Here is a 20,054-nt window from a genome sequence, read left to right on the forward strand (position 1 = left end):
CTTATTCCTGCTGATGAGCGAGGCGGTAGCCCAGACCACGTTCCGTGATAATGATATGTTTACCTACTTTTTTTCTAAGATTAAACAAATGCACGTTTAAGGCGTTGCTATTCACATCATCGTTGACGCCATATAAGTAGTCTTTAAGCTGTGCTTCACTTAAAATTCTGCCTGGGTTTGATAAGAATAAATACAGAAGTTTCAGTTCACATGCAGATAAGGATAACTGTTCGCCGCGCACTTCTACGCGTTTGGCTTTAGCATCAAACGTAAGCTCTTCAAACTTCAATATCTCGTGTAAATGCTGATCTTGTCTTCTCGTTACGCTGTAAATTCTCGCAATTAACTCTTCAAAGTCAAAAGGCTTTGTCACGTAGTCATCTGCGCCTTTGTTGAGCCCCGTCACCTTATCTTCAATGGCATCTCTTGCCGTTAAAAGAATGATTGCCATTGGCAGCTTTTTCTTCCTGACTAACGATAACAATTCCAGTCCGCTTCCATCGGGTAGTGCGATATCTAACAAGCACACGTCAAACTGGTTGATTGATACATAGTGCTTAGCCTCACTTAACGTGACGGCGTGGGTGACTTGCATGAGTTTGCTTTGAAGGTAAACACATACTGCGTCTGCAATAACGAGGTCGTCTTCAACGAGAAGAATATTCATAGTTTTTCACAAAGCGGTTTGATGCGTAGAAGCTAATGGGTGAACATTAATATTAAATTAATCTTTGGTAATTAGTTTACCAGCTCAAACTTACTAAGTGCATTTAACGTGAATACGATCAATTTAGGCCCTTTCGCTATGATGACCAGCACCGCATTAATTATTGCGGGTGTAATTATTTTCTGGAGCCTTGTCGGCTATTTGGCAAGAGCCAGTAAGCAGAAGAACGAAGTTACTGACACTATATTCTGGTCTATCGCAGCAGGGCTAGTTGTGGCACGTTTAATCTTCGTCATAGATTTGTGGGAGATTTATCAAAAAGACTGGCTTTCCGTACTCAATATTAGAGATGGTGGTTTCAATAGCTATTCTGGATGGTTTGCGGGCCTAACGGTTCTTTTGGTTAGAGCAAAAAAGCATCGTCAGCTTATGTCGTTTTATCTTAAATCTGGGGCTATCACCGCGGCTGCGTTGTTTCCACTAGTTGTAATTCAAACCTTATATAATACCTCTCCTAGTCCGCTAAATATCAATGCTCAGACTTCAAGTGGCGAGTATCAATCACTAGAGCTAAATATCGGTAAACCTGTCGTCATCAACTTTTGGGCTTCATGGTGCCCTCCGTGTCGCCGCGAAATGCCCGTTTTAGCGCGGGCACAACAAACGCAGTCAGACGTAAAATTTATTTTTATCAATCAAAGCGAAGCGCCCACGAAAGCAGAACGCTTCTTAATGAGCCAAGGTGTTGACCTTGAAAATACTTACTTTGATTTTGCAGGCAATATCTCAAAAAGCTTTGGCGCATATGGCCTGCCAACTACGTTATTTTTCAATGCAAAAGGCGAGTTAGTTGACCGCCACATGGGGGAGCTGTCTGAGGCTAGCCTTCAGCATTACCTCCGTCCTCTTCTCAAGTAAATTAAGTACCTCAAGGAATAAGAATGCTAAAAGTAGTCTCTTGGATGTTAGCTTTCTCTAGCTCATCATTCGCCACTGATAGTGAGCTTCCAAAGCCTCTCAGCATCGTTGAAAAGCAAGGCGGAGAGGTGATAAGTCGCTTTGATGCGCCATCCCAAATGACAGGCTATGTCATTGACTTCAAAGGTAATGCAATCACGGTTTATGTCACGGAAGATGGTCAGTATATGTTGGCTGGAAAAATGTTCGACGCAAACGGACAAGATGTTGGAGCTAACGAATTAAATAACTACATAAACGGTGCGCAAAGCGAAAAAATATGGCAGCAGTTGAGTGAGTCGAGTTGGGTTTTAGATGGTAACCCTAATGCTAGTAGAGTTGTCTATGCCTTTACCGATCCGAACTGCCCTTATTGTCAAAAGTTTTGGCAGCAGGCCCGACCGTGGGTTGACGCCGGTAATGTTCAAATTCGGCATATCCTGGTCGGTATATTGAAGGCTGATAGTTATGGAAAATCTGCAGCCATTCTTAGCGCAGAAAACCCTAGTGAGATTCTTCACAACCATGAAGCTGGTCAATTAGCGCTGCTTAAGCCTTTGAATAACCCGACACCAGAGGTGAAAAAGGAGCTTGATGACAACCACAGGCTTATGCGACGACTGAGCCTTTCCGCTACGCCTGCCATTTATTTTAGGGATGAGTCTGGTGCTGTGAAATTACAAATGGGGCTTCCGACCACAGCTCAATTAGAAACAGTGCTAGACAATTAAAGATAAAGGGAGAGACGGAATTAACAATGAGTACAAAATGTTCCCTTAAGTCAGGAGCTACATTTACTATTTATCTCAGATAAAAACCTTCAGTAATCTCATTTGAATCGTTTACGTATATTACTAATCAAAATTAAAGAGATATCCGTACATGAGAAAAGTTGTTATTGGAACCCATGATGAAGGGCTTAAAAGATTAAAGACGACAGACGTTGACGAGCCTCAAACAGTTGGAAGTAAAGAAATTAAAGTACGTGTTCATGCGAGTTCATTGAATTACCATGACCTTAGTGTTGCTAATGGCACTATTCCTACGGCGCAGAATCGTGTACCCCTGTCTGATTGCTCTGGCATCATTACTCAAGTTGGTGAGGACGTTGATGAGTTCGAGGAGGGCGATCATGTTGTGTCGACATTTTTTCCGGATTGGCTGAACGGTGAACCTAGGTGTAGCGATTTCAGTCGAACGCCTGGTGATGGCCTTGACGGATACGCAACAGAATATGTCGTTCGACCAGCCACATGGTTTACTAAAGCTCCACAAGGATGGAGCCATGCAGAGGCCGCCACAATTACAACGGCAGGGTTAACAGCGTGGAGAGCATTAGTTGTTGAGGGTAAGCTTAAAGCTGGCGACAAGGTGCTGTTGCTAGGTACTGGCGGTGTCTCAATATACGCACTTCAAATAGCCAAAGCGATGGGGGCATACGTTGCTATCACTTCCTCCTCGGATGAAAAGCTTGAAAAGGCTAAAGCCCTTGGCGCTGATTTCATCGTGAACTATAAAGCAGAACCCGAGTGGGGGAGTGCGGTTAACGCGTGGAGCGGAGAGAAAGGTGTAGACCACGTTGTGGAAGTGGGAGGGCCTGCTACCTTAGCACAGTCAATCAATGCGTGTCGTGTGAATGGAAATATTGTCCTTATTGGCGTATTGACCGGCGTGAAAGGAGATGTTCCAACAGCAGCGCTGATGGCAAAGCAGATCAATCTTAAAGGGATTATTGTTGGGAGCAGGGAGCATCAAAATGACTTCGTAAATGCCCTAGAGGCGAGCGGAATAAAGCCTGTAATTGATACAAGTTTTTCACTCGATGAACTCGCTAAAGCGTTTGAATATGAGGTTAATGGCAAACACTTCGGCAAGATTTGTATTGATATCTAAGAGTTCTGGCATTGTTTGTGACGCTATCAAAGTTAATGGTTTGCAAATCAAGTGATGCATTGATAACAAGACTTCTTTGTCAAAGCTGGATCATTGGCAGTTAGGGAGCCACTTGAATTAAATGATGATGATGGATTAAGTGTGCCAGCGGTGTTTCGCAACAGACTTCAAAAGCAAAAAGCCTTCCACACGGAAGGCTTTTTAATATCAATTATGCTCAGACTTAGACTATGTAAAAATGCTAATTTTTACTCAAACTTAACCTTCATCTGGTTGAGCTAAATGTTCCAGCCTTTCTTCAACCTAGAATATAGGTAGCGCCATACGCACAGGGCAAAAACGATAAACGCGCTGTCTATAATGAGCGAGTTCATGACTAACGAACTAGGGTAGTGAACAGCAAAGTGAGTAATGGCCAATACAACTAACAAGGCGGCGAGACAATTCAACAGCACCAAGTGAGTTTTCATAAGCACTTTTTGCATTAGTGAAGCGATAAGAATAGCTGTCAATGTTACCCAGAAAACAGGTTTTGTGGGCAGCGCCAGCGTTAACTCTAACAATGCAGCCCAAATAAATGCGATAGGCGTGCCCCACACGAAACCCAGCCAAAGCTGGTTTAAGGCATCTTGCTTAGCGCGTTTTGCCAGCCACAAATTTATGCCGGTAACAGAGATAATGGTTAACGCGAACCCCATTAATCCGAAGAATATCTTCATTGCTTCTGGACCAAAGTGGCCGAAGTGTATGCGATATACAGAAAATATCGCTTGTTGGCCAGCATCACCATCTGAATAACCGACTTTATCGATGTATTGTCCACTGGCATCAAAGCGGTATTGTTCTGAATAAATGAGCTTATCCAAGTGCTGAGAGCCGAGCAAAATATACTGATTGTCTTTGGTCGCGTTTTCCAAAGTAACAAAAATGGGCTGGGTATTGGGCTCCATTTTCATTATGTCGGTCAGCGCTTTTTCTATATTCGCAATGGCTGGCTGATGTTCAAGCTGAATTGATGAACCATAAATGTCGGCAAACAGATCAAGCTTGTTTCCTTCATATAAGGTATCGGCATAAATGGACGTTAAAAACGATGCTAAACCAAAATAAACGCCGGTTAGTGCAATCATCAAGTGAAAAGGCAAGCCCCACACGCTCATTCTATTGTGTAAGTCGCCTTGTGTAAGTTGCTCGTTGTTACCTGTTCGCAAGCGAAAGGCATCTTTAAAAATACGTCTGTGAGCAACAATGCCAGAGATAATCAATGCACTCAAAATAGCACCCAATACACTGACGGCCATCATTCCGATGTCTTCTGGCAAATGAAGAGCGGTGTGTAAATCAACGATTAAATCAGTAATAGGTGTTGTGGATGGTTCACTTAATTCGCCGGTTGGAGAAATATTCCAATACTCACCGTCTGCACTAATGCGTGCGCGTGGCAAATCGTGCGTAGGCAAGCGAATGACAATGTTTCCCTGTGTTTGACCCTCTTTCATTGTGAGAAAGCGTTCATAAGCATTTTGAATGCTGCCAGGGGTGTAATCTAGATTATCTGCAATATGGGGTTGTTCCCACCGCAGAAGTTCTTGAGAGAAAACAGATAAAGTGCCTGAAAAGCACACCCAATACATCAATACACTAACGGCTAGTCCTAACCAAGCGTGACTTTTTAAGGCGCTTTTATTTGCGCTGGGAGAAATAGAAATACTCATTTTATATACTATACAAGTAGAAGTAACTTAACGCGCTAAGTACACTCAACACCCCAACCGGGCGCCATAGTTTACTGTCTGCACACAGCCAGTATGCGCCACATCCCCATAAAAGAGGCATGGTGTAAATTCCAAGTGCAATCTGATTCACTTTGCTCATGCTAAGTGCTGTTGTCCACACTACAGTAACTAACATGGCGCAAATAGCACTTAAAAACACACTGCCAAGTAGTTTTACAAGGGCGTTAAAAGCAATAGAGGTAGACGGGGTAGTCAATCCAGATGCGAACGGTAAATTGACGCGTTTTACATCTTTACTTATTCGTTGTCGGGCGAGATAAATCCAACTCCATGCTTGTAACGAGAAAGCGACCACTGCGTAACAGGTACCTAATTCAGGGCCGTACTCTGTAACCCAAAGGCTTAAACTCGCCAGCATTAACAACAATGCCGAGAGTTTAGATATACGTTTAAAGGCGATCTGTGTGCTTTGCCAAGCGCGGTAAAACAAACCTATCGCCAATGCGCTGCCTAAAAAGGCAGCGATTGACAGCAGCATAACTTAATCCGTTAAAAATTGAATGAAGCAGACAGTCTGAATGTCCGAGGTTCACTTAATACAAGGTAGTTTGAGCCAGGGAAGCCTCCTACCGACGCCCAGTAATTATTGTCAAAGACGTTATCTACACGAGCGCGAAGTGTGATGTCGGTCATTCCTGCAAAGAAGCTGTAACGAACGCCTAAATCGAAACGATTGGATGCATCGACTTCAAGGCTATTATCGGCACTGGCATATTGTTTCGATGTATAGGCCGCACGTGCATCGACAGTAAGCCCTGGAAGGGCATCAACATCCCACTCAATATTAATGTTAGCTTGTAAATCAGGAACACCAATGGCCGTTTTGCCATCTAGTGTACCGTCTTGAGTTTTCGTCATTTCCGCATCGAGCCAAGTGAATCCGCCCAAAACACGTAAATTTGAAGTTGGCATGCCAAATACGCTTAACTCAAGCCCTTGGTTTTGCTGTTCACCATCGGTACTGAAAACATTGTCTTTAATAATTGAGCTTTGCTTTGAGGTGTTGAAAACACTCAATGAACCACCGTATTGGCCAGCATCATATTTCACACCTACTTCTATTTGCTCGGCGCTGTATGGGTCAAAAGCTTCACCCGCGTTTTCAATTGGTTCACCACCGCTTGATGCAGGCGCTACCTCACCAGGAAGCAGCCCCTCGATATAGTTGGCGTAATAAGACACCTGTTCTGACGATTTATAAACAATGCCCACAACCGGCGTGAATTGAGATTCGTCGTACCCTGACAACTCATCACCTGTATTGTAATCAAAGGTGCGGGTTTCAATGTTTTGAACACGGCCACCAAGGGTTAAGAGAATTTTTCCATCGTTAAACGAAATCATGTCTGCAAGAGCAAAACTAGAAAGGTCTGTTTTTTCTGTGATTAGTGGGTTGCTAAGGTCGCCACCAATAAAGAAGTCAGCATCGGGCACGGTTGCCGTTACCGGGTTATAAATATTTCCAGCAAAGCCGCTAAAATCTGAAAACGCATAGGCATTTTCAGATTCTAGAAAAAACGTTGATGCAGACGTAATGATCGTGTGTCCCACGCTTGCGGTTTTGAATTCGATATTGAGACCCACTTCACCTGAGCGAATTTCATCATTTCTAACGTTATCAAAACGGTAAGCGGAAAAGTCGCCATTTGCTTCTGCCTGTCTAGGGTTAGCAAACACATTATCTTCTTCACCCGATCTGAAACCATACGCCGCCCATGCAGTGATGTTGTCGGTAAAATCGTATTCTCCTCGAACCGCACCGAAAAATTGACGCTCGTTAGTGTAAGTCCACTCTTGGGCAAAATTGGTGTCGCTGTCAGGCGCTTCTGGAATTGTACTGCCTGGCGTGACTGCAGGGCGTGGTGAGTCAACCTGATGGTCTTGGTAGCCCAAATCCAAAGAAAGACGGAAGTTATCGCTATCGTGATCAATGCCGATAGCAGCAACGCTCAATTCACGATCTTGGTTATCGATGCTTGTTTCGCCGCCTCGTTGTACAAAATTAGCTCTTACGCCGGTACTTTGGCTGTCGTCGCCAAATCTGCGGCTTACATCTGCTGCGCCATACCAATGTCCTTGAGACTCGTATCCAAGTGTTACACGGTTTAATGGGTCATCGCCCGCGCGCTTAGGTACTATATTTACCGAACCACCTAAGCCGCTTCCTCCCGGTGCTGCGCCGTTTAGAAATGCACTGGCACCACGGAAAACCTCAACGCGTTCTGACAACTCTGCAGCAACATATTGGCGAGGTAAAACACCGTACAATCCGTTGTAAGTCATATCGTCAGAATAAACGGGAAACCCGCGCATTACGTATAGCTCTTGAAAATTACCGAAGCCTTTTGCCACACGAACCACCGGATCGTTTTGCAACACATCGGCGATACTTCTTGCTTGCTGTTCCCTTATGATGTCTGCGGTAAAGTTGGTGCTTGCAAATGGAGAGTCCATCATGTCGAGATTACCTAAAATACCCGCACGACCACCGCGAGATACTTGGCCTCCTGCAAAGCTATCTCGTAATTCAACCTGAGATGCATCAACAGTAATATGCTCAATGTCATCATTATTATTTTTTTCTGTTTGTGCATATACAGGCGCGCCTGCACACGACAGGCCGATCATCACGGCCAAGGCACTTTTAAGCAAATTCATGGGAGCTCCAAAAATCAAAAGACAACGAATATGATAACTATTTTCATTTTAAAAAGGCAGGATATGTTCCTTTAAAATATGCATTTCGTCTTTTATTTGAAGAGGACTATCGTGCTTTGTGCCTAGATTTTAGGTAAAAGTCCGTACACGCTGCTATCCATGCAACGTGGTTGATGGGGCGAAGAGAGTGAAATTATTTTGACTCGAGAAGTCTTATCCAGTGATCAAATACGCCCAGATTCTCAAGTATGATCTTAAAACACATTAGAATAGGCACGGCAAGTAAAACGCCTACCACACCCCATAGCCAACCCGTTATTGCTATCCAAATTATGATTATTAACGGGTTAAGCTGCATACTTCTTCCTAGCACCGCAGGCGTGATGAGTTGTGATTCAATAATATTCAATACTAAAAACAGACCCGCAGGCAGAAATGCACTGCTGGTAAGCCCAAACTGCACAAGCCCAACTACCAGCAATACCACGCAGCTCGCCACACCACCCAAGTAAGGGACAAAGTTCATCAGCGCAACCAGCGCTCCCCAAAGTAACGCATCGTCTATTCCTAAATAGTAAAACACGCCTGCTGTAGCTAACCCTAAGCAAGAGTTTATGATGCTGATGGTGACGATATACGAAGACAGCTCCCGTTGAATTTGATCGACCAATACCAGCGTTCGTCGCTTGTTGGTAACAATGGGGAAGTCTCTTACAAAAACATTGAATAGGTTGGGGCCAAAAACCAACAAGAAGAAAATTAAAACGATACAGGCGAGCACCTGTGCCAGTAAAAATGGCGCGTTACTGAAGAGTGTGAGCCCAATATCTATTCCGCTTTGTTTAATTTTGTCCGTCACAGAGTTTGTATTGTCTTGTGATGGAGAAAGTTCAGGTGACTTTTCATCGTCACCAAACCAGCTAAAGAATGAACGTTCTTTTTCAACGGGTTCAGCTGGAGGCGTTGCATAAGCGTCGATGTTGCTGCTTATCTCTTCAATTTCTTTGGATATCTCGGCAGCAATTTTGGGGAGAGATTGCATCCAGCGTTCTGCCGGCTCAGCAAGCTCTATACCTAAAAATGTAAACGGCGCGACCAGCAAGACAATCAGGGCTCCTGCTGACAGTGTGCGAGGTATGAATAACTTGCGTGCGAATGCAACAAGAGGGCTCAAAAGCAGAGCAACAAAGGCGGAAAAGAAAAGAGGAACAAGTAAAGATTTGGCAAGGTACAACGTATAAATGACAGCAAAAATCACAAGAATATTTAGCAGTCTGGTTTGTTGGGCTATTTTGGGGAACTTCCCAGCGTACTTCCCGTTCCCTTTATCTTGATTCGAGCCAGCGTTGTCCATGTCTTAGCCTTGGTAGAAAGTGATCTTGGTAAAGCTTTTACTTGTAACAGCGTAAGTGTTACGAAAATTTAATCATTTAAGTTCACTTACCGCACCGCTAGAGAAGTCGCTTTGTACTGCTTAACGTAAATCGTTAGCTAAATAGTGACTTCTACTTTAGTATAATTTTTTCTACATTATTTGAGCGAATTATGTCTGAGCCAATAAGTAAGGCTTCATCTTCTTTTACCGACGACATCCCCTTTCAAGCTCTTATAGAAAATATAACTGATGCGGTGATATTTGCCGATATTAAAGGCAACGTTATTTACGCTAACCATCAGGCCCGTTCCATCTGTGGATTAGACAAATCTGATCTCTTTGACTGCTCGGTGTTTAGTTTGTTTCCTCAGTCGCAAGTACCGAATATTACTCAACAGTTCGAACTGGCAGTAAAACAGGAACCCGGTAAAACAACGGAAATTCGGTTTGGTATTGACCACGCCTGGTTCAAACTCACCATTTTCCCCGTTGCGGCAGGTGTAGTGGGGTTTTCGTTTCATGACTTCTCTATGAAGCGCAGGCTACAGATCATTTCTCAGTCTCAAAGAGATGCCATGAGACTCGCATTATCTGGCGCTACACTAGAAGATGTGTTGACCGTTTTAGTCAATGCAGTAGAGAAGGTGACAGATTTTCAAGCTGTAAGTGGAATATCCTTGGTATCTGAAGATGGGTTATCACTCATTAGCGCGGCTGCACCGTCGATGCCAGAAGAAACTAGGCGGTACTTCAAGAATATTACAATCGATGAACTAACGCCGTTAGGAAAGTGTTGTCAAACTCGTGATGTGGTGAATATTCACATCAACGCCCAAACTGATTCGAGTGATTTTAGTCTCTCCACTCAGGCATTAGGACTTCAATCATTTTGGTGTCGTCCCATTTTATCTGCAGAAAGTCGCACGGTATTGGGCACTTTCTGTTTGTTTCATCGCGAGCGATTTACCCCATTACCCGATGACATTGACGTAATTAATGCACTGTCTAAAACCGCTGCAATCATTATTGAGCGCAACAACGAAAATCGCGCTCGACGGGTTGCGGAGTCGGCGTTACTAGAGAACATTGAGTCTTTTAATAAACAGCGCAGGCTTTACGAAACGGCTCTGTCGAATACGCCCGATTTGCTTTATATCTTCGACCTTGAGGGGCATTTTACGTATGCCAACGACGCGTTACTGCAAATGTGGGGGCTGAGTTGGGATGAAGCGATTGGTAAAACATGTTTAGAGCTTGGGTATGAACCTTGGCATGCAGATATGCACATGCAGGAGATTCGACAGGTAATTGAAACAAAGCAACCTATTCGTAGTGATGTTCCTTTTACCGGTACTCATGGTCGCCGTATATATGACTACATATTTGTTCCTGTTATTGGTGAAGACGGAAACGTTGAAGCCATTGCTGGTTCGACGCGAGATGTTACTGAGCGTAAACACGCTGAAGAAATGGCTAAGCGAGCAGAGTCTCGCAGACGCTTAGCTCTGGAAGCATCACACAGCTTTGGTATTTGGGATTGGGATATTAAGCAAAACTTGTTCACGGCAGATGAGCGTTTGGGAGAACTCTTTAATCTCAGTAGCGATGAGGCTGAAAACGGTGTAGCCATTGAAGTGCCCAAACAATATATCCACCCAGACGATTTAGCAGCGTGTGAGGCTGCTATTTGTGAAAGTATTAATAACCGCACCCTATTTGATGAAGAATACCGTATCTTACAAAAAGACGGCACTGTCCGCTGGGCTTCATTCAGAGGACGAGTCATTTATAACAGCTCTGGTGAGCCGGAACGTTTTCCGGGAGTAGGTGTAGACACCACGAGAGAACGAAATGCGATAGACGCGCTTCAAGAGGCCGATCGCCGCAAAGATGAGTTCCTTGCTACGTTGGCACATGAATTACGTAATCCGCTTGCACCAATTCGCAATGCATTGGAAATTCTGCAGTCAGACGACTACAGCCAGAATCAGAAGAGCGAGGCATTCGGTCGAGTCGAACGACAAGTTACGCAAATGATACGGCTTGTTGATGACCTTATGGATGTGTCACGAATTACCCGAGGGAAAATTCGAATTCATCGAAAGCCTGTGAACTTGTGTGAGATTCTGGATACGGCGATTGAGACTATTCAGCCCCTGATTGATGAAAAACAGCATACGCTGCTGGTGGAAAAAGTAGCAGAGCCCGTTTGGGTAAACGGAGACCTTATCCGGTTGTCGCAGATTTTCTCGAATATTATCAACAATGCTGCAAAGTACACTCCGCCGGGTGGCAATATCGAGGTCTGCATCAGTACTTGCGATGGTAAGGTTACCATTGCAGTTAAAGACAATGGAGAGGGCATTCCAGCAGACAAACTAAAATCGGTTTTCGATATGTTTACTCAGGTAGATGGTGCCCTTGAACGTTCTCAAGGCGGGTTGGGGATTGGCCTTACTCTAGTGAAGAAACTCACTGAATTGCACGATGGAACGGTAAATGTGCAAAGCGATGGCGTTGATAAAGGCACAACGTTTATCGTTACCTTACCCGTTTTAAGTAAAGTACCCAAATTAGCCAGTAAACCGGAAAAGGCCCATGACGTAGTAGACGCTACCGCTGAAAAGCTCAACGTTTTAATTGCCGATGATAATCAAGATGCCGCTATTACCATGGGATGGATATTGGAGGCAAAAGGGTGTCAGGTTCAAGTAGTGGAAGATGGGCCATCCGCATTAAAGGCTGTCGCGTCTTTCACGCCCGATTTAGTGTTGTTGGATATCGGCATGCCGGGTATGAATGGTTACGAATTATGTACGGCACTTCGTCAAAATCGTGCGTTAGCTGACGCTGTATTTGTGGCGCAAACGGGGTGGGGACAACCATCGCACATCCAGCGTTCGAAAGAAGCTGGATTTGACCATCACCTTGTTAAACCTTTGGATTTGAGCGACCTTGAACCTATCGTGGCAGAAGCTTGGCGAGCAAAGCGCAAACAGTAAATTATGTTGTCGATAAAAGTGAGCTGCTTTTCGTCTGATTTTGTTGTAAATCGTTTCGCGTTACCAAACGGCACGATGCGCCATAGGGCTTTAAAGCTGTATTGGTTGTCAGCTATAAACCTTCGATGGTGTTACAGGTAACACATTCGATAATATCGCAACGGTGTTGTGATCTTTCTGAGTAAGAAAGGTACTACTAAAACCATGCACGGATTAATTTCTTAATGGAGAGTACTAATGCCCCGCATTACTCGTCGTCACTTCCTTCAATTGGCAGGTTCAGGTTTGCTGGTTGCGCACAGTCCTTATTTAATGGCACAGCCTTCGAAAAAGAAAATAGGCGTGGCGCTGTTAGGGTTGGGCAACTACAGCACAAATTTACTCGCCCCTGCCTTACAGGACACTAAACACTGTGAATTACGGGGGATAATCACGGGGAGCGAGAGTAAGATCCCGCAGTGGCAGCAAAAGTACGGCATTAAAGACAGTAATGTGTACACGTACAGCACCATGGCAGATATTGCGAATAATGACGATATTGATGTTATTTACGTTGTAACGCCTACTGGCACACACAAGGACTTTGCGGTAAAAGCCGCAAATACCGGAAAGCATGTGTGGTGTGAAAAGCCAATGGCCATGGATAGCGAGGAATGCCAAGCTATCATAGATGCGTGTGACAAAAATGGCGTGCAGTTGTCGATAGGCTATCGCATGCAGCACGAACCCAATACCCGCACTTTTCATCAGTATCTTGAAACTAAGCCGTATGGAAACTTGACCGCGGTATCGAGCTTCGCTGGTTATGCAGGACAAGGAAGAGCGCCTGACAACTGGCGAATGAAAAAGCACATGGGCGGCGGTGCACTCTATGATATGGGCGTTTACGCGATAAACGGCGCACGCTTTTTAACGGGCCGTGAGCCATTAGCGGTAACGGGAAGTCATCCACCACAGCGCTTTCCAGAGACGTTTACTGAGGTTGATGAAACGACCTTGTTTACGATGGATTTTGGCGACGGACTAGTGGCCGATTGCGGTACCAGTGTAGTAAAAGGGTTTAACCATTTTAAAGCTGATTGTGAAAAGGGCTGGTATCAACTTAAACCCATGCAGAGCTACAGCGGGGTAACGGGCACCACGTCTGATGGAAAAACGCTGGCTCCCATAAACGGTATGCAGCAAACGCTGCAAATGGATAACGATGCACTGGCCATATTAACTGGACAACAGCCTATGGTGACTGGCAATGAAGGTCTGGCCGATATCCGCATTGTGAACGCTATATTTAAGGCGGCGAGAACAGGGGAAACGGTTGCGTTGTAAGGCGCTTTTGCGCGAATACGCTACCGGACAGTGAATGCCATTTGCTCATTTTGCGACTGGGTCTACCAGGCTTTTGTGTCTTAGTTACCGTTCATCAAGAAGGTTAATTAGCGCTTCCAAGTCCTTTTTGTCAGCTAATTCACTAAACCATTGGGATATTTCTGTCGCCTGAATTAGCCCCATTATGGCCCCCAATACAAAACCGCGGTGCACGTTGTCGCCCCCCACGTTGGTGTTCGCAATCAACGCCTTCTTATGCGTATCAGCATAACGGTAAGCGAAGTACAAAACGGCGGGCCACGCGTCTGAGATATAACACGCTGGCGAATACATACGCCCAACAATCTCGATATCGCTTTTGTTTTTTGCCGCAATCGCAGCCAAATTCATGTGCGCAGATTTACGGGCAATATCTTCTAAAATGGCCTTGGGTGATTCACCTTCGCGATGCACTAATTTGTAGATTAACTCAACATAGAAATCGCACACCGATGCTAAAGACTCATCCGGGTGAGTTAAATAAAGGTGACTACGACACAGGCGTTTGATGTCCTCAAGGGCTGTGCTTTTGCTTGCTTCTACTACCGCCAAAGGTGTTACCGACACAAAAGCGCCTATTGAAGCCGTATCATGTGTAGCCGCCCCACATTTGTGTGCTGGAGTACCTTGTTCTAAGTTCGCAAAAAAGCCTCTGTGATAAGACTCAGCGTATGTGTCAGGGTGTTTGGGTTCATCAGCGCGCATAAAGCTAATATATTGAGTTAAAAACTCGTTTTCGTCATACCCTTTAAGTGCGCATGATAAAACGATACGCGCGCAATGTGCATTGAGTGTATTTTCTCCCGCTTTCATACCATGATGGTAATGAATGTTGTCCTTGCTCCAATACTGCCTTTTACCTTTGAGAATAACGTCGCCCACTATCTCTTTTTGATTTGCAGACGCCTTATTCGCGCGCCCACCTTGCTGCGTGGAATGTAGCGACATTATTGAAGACGGATGAAATGATGGCGCATCCTCAAATTGCTCTATCCCTAACGGAAATGCCTTATAAATATCTGCTGGGTTGTAATACCAATGTACCGGCATAGCCAACGCGTCGCCGATAAACGCGTTCTTGAGTGCCGCTTTTGCTCGTTTGATTGACAGTGAAGACATTTCTTTAAGCCTACCTCTTACGCAGTACTGTGCGGGATTGAATAATCAAGTACCTTTAAATTACGCACTGTAGGTCGAAAATGATCGTTCTAATGCTCATCGAAAAGTGACTTGTTGCGGATATATTTTCGCATGTAGTGATAGGTAATTGGGCGTAACAACCAGCTGTGAAGCGACATCAAAAAGCGTTTATGGGTAGGCGTGTTTTCGTAAATTTTATCATCGTGCAGCCACAGCATCTTGCCAACGTGCCAGAAGTAAAAAGGGAAGGGCGGCATAAAGGTTATTACATCTAAATCGCAGCAAATGCGATACGTTCTATGGTGTAGCGTGTAGTGCTTATACCAAGAGCGAGTGCCCACTGCGGGCTGTCCGAAAGTCACTACCCTTTTTACTGACTTTGCGTATAAACGCTCAAAGTAATCAGCCATTAATACCGCTACTGCGCCGCCGGACGAATGGCCAATGAATGTAAAGCGCTTGCCTTGCTGCCTAAGTGGTTCAAGCACTTTTACAAGTAGCTCTCTAAGTGGTAATGCTTCATTGGATGTCTTAGTGCTGGAATACATAGGTTGAGCCAATAGCCGCGCAAACCCCCAGTGGACCCAGAATTTTCTGTTTAACTGATTGAGTTTGTTTGGGATGAAGAATAAATTCGCTAGCCAATCTCTTACCCCCAATGATCCGCGAAAAACGATAATGACCTCTTTTTTATTCTCGACCCACAAGATTCTTACGCTCATTCTGCCGTACTTATCGACTAGCTGGCGTTCATAAAAAGGATCTAAGATTTTTTGGTATTGCTCGTCGGCATCAGGGTAGGCGAGTTGGCAGAGAATGGCATATCTTTCATATTGATAGCGTTTCAATTTCTTCATGAAAACTCGTATTGGAGCATTTAGCGTTTTTGAAGCTGAGCCGTTGAAGACTCTTTCACTGAATACTTCACGCTACAGGGAGTTTATTTCAGTGTTATGACGGGGCGCGTCATTTTTCTTTAAATGTCCGTACTCTTTGTTGTGTCACCTTGATGTAGAAGCACTTTACCTGCTGTAACACGCCTTGATTATGAACATTTTAACTCTCGCTGAGGGGAGAGTTATCTATGCGGACTGGTATTGTTCCACATCCCAAGAATATTTTTCTTTATATCGGCTATAGCGCCTTTAGCTATCTTCTTTTCACTGGCTGAAGCAGTACGCTTAGGGTAAGCAATGGGTTCCATGCAAGCGCAAACTGCATCGGTAAAGAAACGGCTCTTGGCACCGTATACATGCTTGTCACCAAACTTTTGTTGCTCTGGCACCCAATATTTCAGGGGCTGAACTAAGCTAAGCTCATCTTTCGCTCGTGTTATGGCAACGTAAAGTAAGCGTCGCTCCTCTTCGAGAGCACGTTTATCACCCGCTGCGTACTCGTTGGGAAAATTGCCATCGGCAACATTCAGTACGAACACATGCTTCCACTCCTGCCCTTTAGCGCTATGCACCGTCGATAAGATAAGAAAGTCGTCATCAAGCAAAGGTTTGCCCGCCAGATCACCTGTGCTCTGCGGTGGATCCAGTGTGAGTTCAGTTAAAAATTGCTCTCTCGATGAATACTGCCCAGAGATCATTGTGAGCTGTTCAATATCGCCGAAACGTGTGAAATGATCGTCATAATTAGCTTCCAACAAATCTTTGTAAAACGTTGCGATGGCGCTTGTTTGCTCGGTCCATGGAATATTGTTGTGGTGCACGTTATCTAGCAAATCAACAAGAGAAAGAAAGGTAGGCTTCGCTGACTCTGAGATTGCGAAGTGGCGTAAATTCCCTATTGCAAAATCTTGCTGCTCTAAAGCATTAAACGCCTTCTCGGCTATCTTCGGACCTATACCAGGTAACAACTTAAGCACTCTAAAAGCAGATATTTTGTGTTTGGGGTTGTCTGCCCAACGTAAAATGCAAAGCATGTCTTTTACGTGAGAAGCCTCTAGGAATTTAAGGCCACCGTGTTTAACGAAAGGGATATTACGTCGAGTAAGTTCAAGCTCTAGACGATCGCTGTGATAACTTGAACGAAACAACACCGCCTGTTGTTTTAAATCGACCCCTTCTTCACGAGCTGCTAAAACTCGCTCAACTATATACTCTGCTTGGAATATGTCGTTTTCAACGGTTATCCACTTAGGCATAGGGCCGCTTTTACGCTCGCTGAACAACGATACCTTATAGCCTTCATCTCTTTCTGAAAGAAGGGTATTAGACAAGTTCAATATGTTCGGATGTGACCGATAATTCTGTTGTAGCGTTATCACTTTGCCAGGCAAGGAAAATGCGTCGGGGAAGTTAAGGATATTGTCTACCGTTGCTGAGCGAAATGAGTAGATTGATTGGGCGTCATCGCCTACAACGGTAAGACCTTCACCGGTTGGGAAGAAACCTTTTAGAATGCCAGCTTGAAGTACGTTGGTATCCTGATACTCGTCTACCAACACATTGTCGAATTGCTCTCTTACTTTTTGAGCAATAGCGTCGACCTGCGCCATGTGAAAACAGTAAAGCAGTAAATCGTCGTAGTCTAAACTCACTTGTTCAATTTTAGTTTTCGCATAGTGAGCAAACAGCGTGTTCAGCTCTTCTTCCCACTCGCTACAATAGGGGAAATGAGTATCGAGTATGTCGATAAGCGGTGCTTGCGCGTTCACGCAACGAGAGTAAATGTCTAAACACGTTTTCTTTTTAGGAAAGCGCCGATTTACGCCGCTAAAGCCAAGTTCGTGACGAAGCAAGTCAAGCATATCCGCGCTGTCGTTACGATCCATAACCGTAAAGTCTGGATCTAAACCAATGAGTGAAGCGTGCTCTCGTAGCAGTCGCGATGCGATTGAATGAAAAGTGCCCATCCAAGGAAGTGTGATCGGATGATACGCCTTTTGTTTCTCACGTAACGTTCGCTCTATTATGCGGTTCGCCCGTGAACTTAATTCCGACGAAGCCCTTCGCGCAAACGTCATCAGTAAAATTCGCTCTGGCGCAACACCATGCAATATTAACTGTGCCGTTTTGTGGGCGAGGGTGTTAGTTTTACCTGTGCCAGCGCCTGCAATAATTAACAGCGGGTGGTGCGTTTCATCGCTCAGCTCCGTTTCGCCCGCTCCTACGGAACTCAACCCGTAGTTCACGGCTTCTTGCTGCTGCGGGTTTAATTCAGAATGAGAGAGCATAAAAAATCCTATTGAAGAGCACTTCAATAGGATAAATTAATGCACTGTATATTTAAACAGTTTTGTGTGGTGTTTAATTTTCTACCTCTGGAATTTATGACGCTCTTTCGGGTTTCACATTTCATCCATTAATACTTTAGCTTTTGAAGCCTTGTCAGGAACGCAGGCCTATAGGCCTGCTTTAGTATCTGTTTTCAAAAAGTAGACATCATCCGTCTTTACTTTTACTCAATTCTGCAAGGAAAGGTTGGAAATTCGGACAAGATAGAAGCAACTCCTGTAATAAACTAATTGAACGAATAAATTCATTAAGCTGCTCTGGAGAATCATGTAACTCAGAGAAAAATGCATCCATGCGCATCAAAACAGCGAAAGGGTGATAAAGGTTTACTTCGGCATTTGTATCAGCGCTCAAATTATCAATCACTTTCCACTTATTATCATGGGGCGAATAACTAACGTTCGATGCATTTAACTCGTTAATTCTTTCAGCGATCTCGCTTCTAAGCCCTTTAAAAGTAGTGCTTGATTGGAGCGAGTTATGTAACGATTTTTGAAAGTCGAAGATTAATCCGACGTGCATGTGTTTGCCCGTTATGTGTTCAAATTTATGGTCAGCACCATCAGCCAAAAAGCCGCAGAAAATACCTGGCTTCCAATCAAGCTTCTGCTCATTTCCAAAACTACAAAACTCTATTCCAATTCTACGCTCAACAGCGGAAAGTCGATCTTTTACAGTAGGTGCCAAAAATTGGGCTAGAGGCCAAAGGATATGTTCAAGAGAGGCTTGCTTGATAAGCGAGCGCATTTGTTCTTCTAGCTGTTTAGCTTCAAGGTAATGAGTAATAGCCAATTGATTGATAGGAGATATCTTACCCAATCCCTCTGCTTGAAGAAGTCCTTTGAAGGACTCCAAGTACCATTTGGCTGTTTCATTTTTTAAAGGCTTAATTTTACCCAATAGTTCGTGAATATCATGCCAACAAATAGCGCAGTCGGGGTTTTGTTTATGTTGATACTCTCGTGCAGTTATAAGAACAACGTGATGATAATTGAAATGTTCTTCAGCATAGGCTCTGTAATTATCGAGCTGAGAGTAACTCAATTCAGAATAGACTTTATGCTCGAAAACTATTACTACGTCGTCCCACTTAACAAGCATGTCAGGAAACTTTCCGTCGAAATTTGCTTGAGTTGTGACCTCATAGTTATTGGTATTGAACGCATTTGGGAGCGCTGATTTTGAATTAATCTCCTCTAAGAGAGCTACCATAACCTCGCTGCTATTCTTCAATAAGTGCGCAAATGCCTCTGTTAAAAAGTTCTCTAATGGATCTGATTTATCTCTAGGTCGATACTTTCTTAAGTTTACGAGTAGGTTGTCTTCCATGCTCTGGGCTCTTCCACATTATTTATTTAATTATCAAGTAACTCACAGAAAGCACCATTTTCATAAGTGCTTTCACCTCGCTCGCGAATACTTATTGCAACCTAACGATAAGAGTTAATGTATCCGGTAAATTGATTATGCGTTTGAAAGGTGAGATAAAAGTCATTAGTAAGCGATTCAAAAGACCGCATAGTGAGTATCTCTTTTCCATTTACATTTTTCGTCCTGTAATGAAAAAGTGTCGATAATGAGTTTTCTACTGCACTTATTTTTAATAATAGTGCTATCAGCAAAAATTTTAAACGTAGCACATCTCTTCTCAAAGAGAACTCGTCCACGAGGGAACATCTGATACTCGGAATTCATAAGTGTAGGAAATTCTGGAAGGTAAGCTTTCTCGGTTTCCCAAACACTTATATGGCTAAAACATGTGTCGGCAATACCCAGACTACTGTACTTTGCTTTCGACAATAATATAGACCTAGATATTAGCCTTTCATGGTAAATCCAAAAGATACCAATACGTGAATTCGATGCTGTCATTTAAGCTGTCTTAATTTAGTTTTACACCCCACTGACACTTTTCATTTTTAGAACCCTCTTTAGATGTTACGTTTCGAAAGCCCC

General features: G+C 44.0%; 14 protein-coding genes. 5 read left to right on the forward strand and 9 right to left on the reverse strand.

Annotated elements, in window-relative coordinates; translation table 11 throughout:
* Window position 1 precedes the first annotated feature (1 nt).
* Entirely contained in the window at window positions 2-667 is a 666-nt protein-coding gene (locus WA381_RS00080) for a response regulator transcription factor (protein WP_014977339.1), read from the reverse strand.
* A gap of 108 nt (window positions 668-775) precedes the next feature.
* Between WA381_RS00080 and WA381_RS00085 the strand changes: the two genes are divergently transcribed.
* The 3 genes from WA381_RS00085 (at window position 776) to WA381_RS00095 (ending at window position 3,517) form a co-directional block, all read left to right on the forward strand.
* Window positions 776-1,585 carry a TlpA disulfide reductase family protein gene (locus tag WA381_RS00085; RefSeq protein ID WP_231506568.1) on the forward strand — a complete coding sequence of 270 codons (810 nt, stop codon included), beginning with the start codon at window positions 776-778 and terminating at the stop codon, window positions 1,583-1,585.
* A 23-nt stretch (window positions 1,586-1,608) separates the two neighbouring features.
* Entirely contained in the window at window positions 1,609-2,355 is a 747-nt protein-coding gene (gene dsbG / locus WA381_RS00090) for a thiol:disulfide interchange protein DsbG (protein ID WP_014977337.1), read from the forward strand.
* A 151-nt stretch (window positions 2,356-2,506) separates the two neighbouring features.
* Window positions 2,507-3,517: a zinc-dependent alcohol dehydrogenase family protein gene (locus WA381_RS00095; RefSeq protein ID WP_014977336.1), complete on the forward strand. Its 1,011-nt coding sequence runs from the start codon at window positions 2,507-2,509 to the stop codon at window positions 3,515-3,517.
* Between the two features lie 278 nt (window positions 3,518-3,795).
* Here WA381_RS00095 and WA381_RS00100 read toward each other — a convergent pair whose 3' ends face one another.
* The 4 genes from WA381_RS00100 to WA381_RS00115 form a co-directional block, all read right to left on the reverse strand.
* On the reverse strand, window positions 3,796-5,232 hold the full coding sequence (locus tag WA381_RS00100) for a PepSY-associated TM helix domain-containing protein (protein WP_049588167.1): 1,437 nt from the start codon (window positions 5,230-5,232) through the stop codon (window positions 3,796-3,798).
* A 1-nt stretch (window position 5,233) separates the two neighbouring features.
* Complete coding sequence (locus WA381_RS00105) at window positions 5,234-5,791, reverse strand: hypothetical protein (protein WP_049588169.1); 558 nt, start codon at window positions 5,789-5,791, stop codon at window positions 5,234-5,236.
* Between the two features lie 11 nt (window positions 5,792-5,802).
* Complete coding sequence (locus tag WA381_RS00110; RefSeq protein WP_156086912.1) at window positions 5,803-7,971, reverse strand: TonB-dependent receptor; 2,169 nt, start codon at window positions 7,969-7,971, stop codon at window positions 5,803-5,805.
* 193 nt (window positions 7,972-8,164) lie between these two features.
* Window positions 8,165-9,325 carry an AI-2E family transporter gene (locus WA381_RS00115; protein ID WP_156086911.1) on the reverse strand — a complete coding sequence of 387 codons (1,161 nt, stop codon included), beginning with the start codon at window positions 9,323-9,325 and terminating at the stop codon, window positions 8,165-8,167.
* Between the two features lie 191 nt (window positions 9,326-9,516).
* Here WA381_RS00115 and WA381_RS00120 point away from each other — a divergent pair, with 191 nt between their 5' ends.
* Together WA381_RS00120 and WA381_RS00125 are read left to right on the forward strand one after the other, a co-directional pair.
* The gene (locus tag WA381_RS00120) at window positions 9,517-12,348 is read left to right on the forward strand and encodes a PAS domain S-box protein (protein WP_156086910.1); all 2,832 of its coding nucleotides are present in this window, start codon (window positions 9,517-9,519) and stop codon (window positions 12,346-12,348) included.
* A 237-nt stretch (window positions 12,349-12,585) separates the two neighbouring features.
* Window positions 12,586-13,674, forward strand: a complete 1,089-nt coding sequence (locus tag WA381_RS00125) for a Gfo/Idh/MocA family protein (protein ID WP_156086909.1) — start codon at window positions 12,586-12,588, stop codon at window positions 13,672-13,674.
* A gap of 84 nt (window positions 13,675-13,758) precedes the next feature.
* Here the strand turns inward: WA381_RS00125 and WA381_RS00130 are convergent, their stop codons facing one another.
* The 4 genes from WA381_RS00130 to WA381_RS00145 form a co-directional block, all read right to left on the reverse strand.
* Window positions 13,759-14,832: an ADP-ribosylglycohydrolase family protein gene (locus WA381_RS00130; RefSeq protein WP_156086908.1), complete on the reverse strand. Its 1,074-nt coding sequence runs from the start codon at window positions 14,830-14,832 to the stop codon at window positions 13,759-13,761.
* Window positions 14,833-14,921: 89 nt separating this feature from the next.
* Window positions 14,922-15,710 (reverse strand): lipase family protein, encoded by a 789-nt coding sequence (locus tag WA381_RS00135; RefSeq protein ID WP_014950619.1) that lies wholly within the window; start codon window positions 15,708-15,710, stop codon window positions 14,922-14,924.
* A gap of 221 nt (window positions 15,711-15,931) precedes the next feature.
* A complete protein-coding gene (locus WA381_RS00140) occupies window positions 15,932-18,037 on the reverse strand; it encodes an ATP-dependent helicase (protein ID WP_156086907.1) in 2,106 nt (701 codons plus the stop codon).
* A gap of 208 nt (window positions 18,038-18,245) precedes the next feature.
* Window positions 18,246-19,427, reverse strand: coding sequence for a PD-(D/E)XK nuclease family protein (locus WA381_RS00145; RefSeq protein WP_156086906.1), 1,182 nt, complete (start codon window positions 19,425-19,427; stop codon window positions 18,246-18,248).
* Window positions 19,428-20,054 lie beyond the last annotated feature (627 nt).

This window comes from Alteromonas sp. CH_MED4-4, assembly GCF_037029575.1.
GTDB classification, from domain to species: Bacteria; Pseudomonadota; Gammaproteobacteria; order Enterobacterales; family Alteromonadaceae; genus Alteromonas; species Alteromonas macleodii.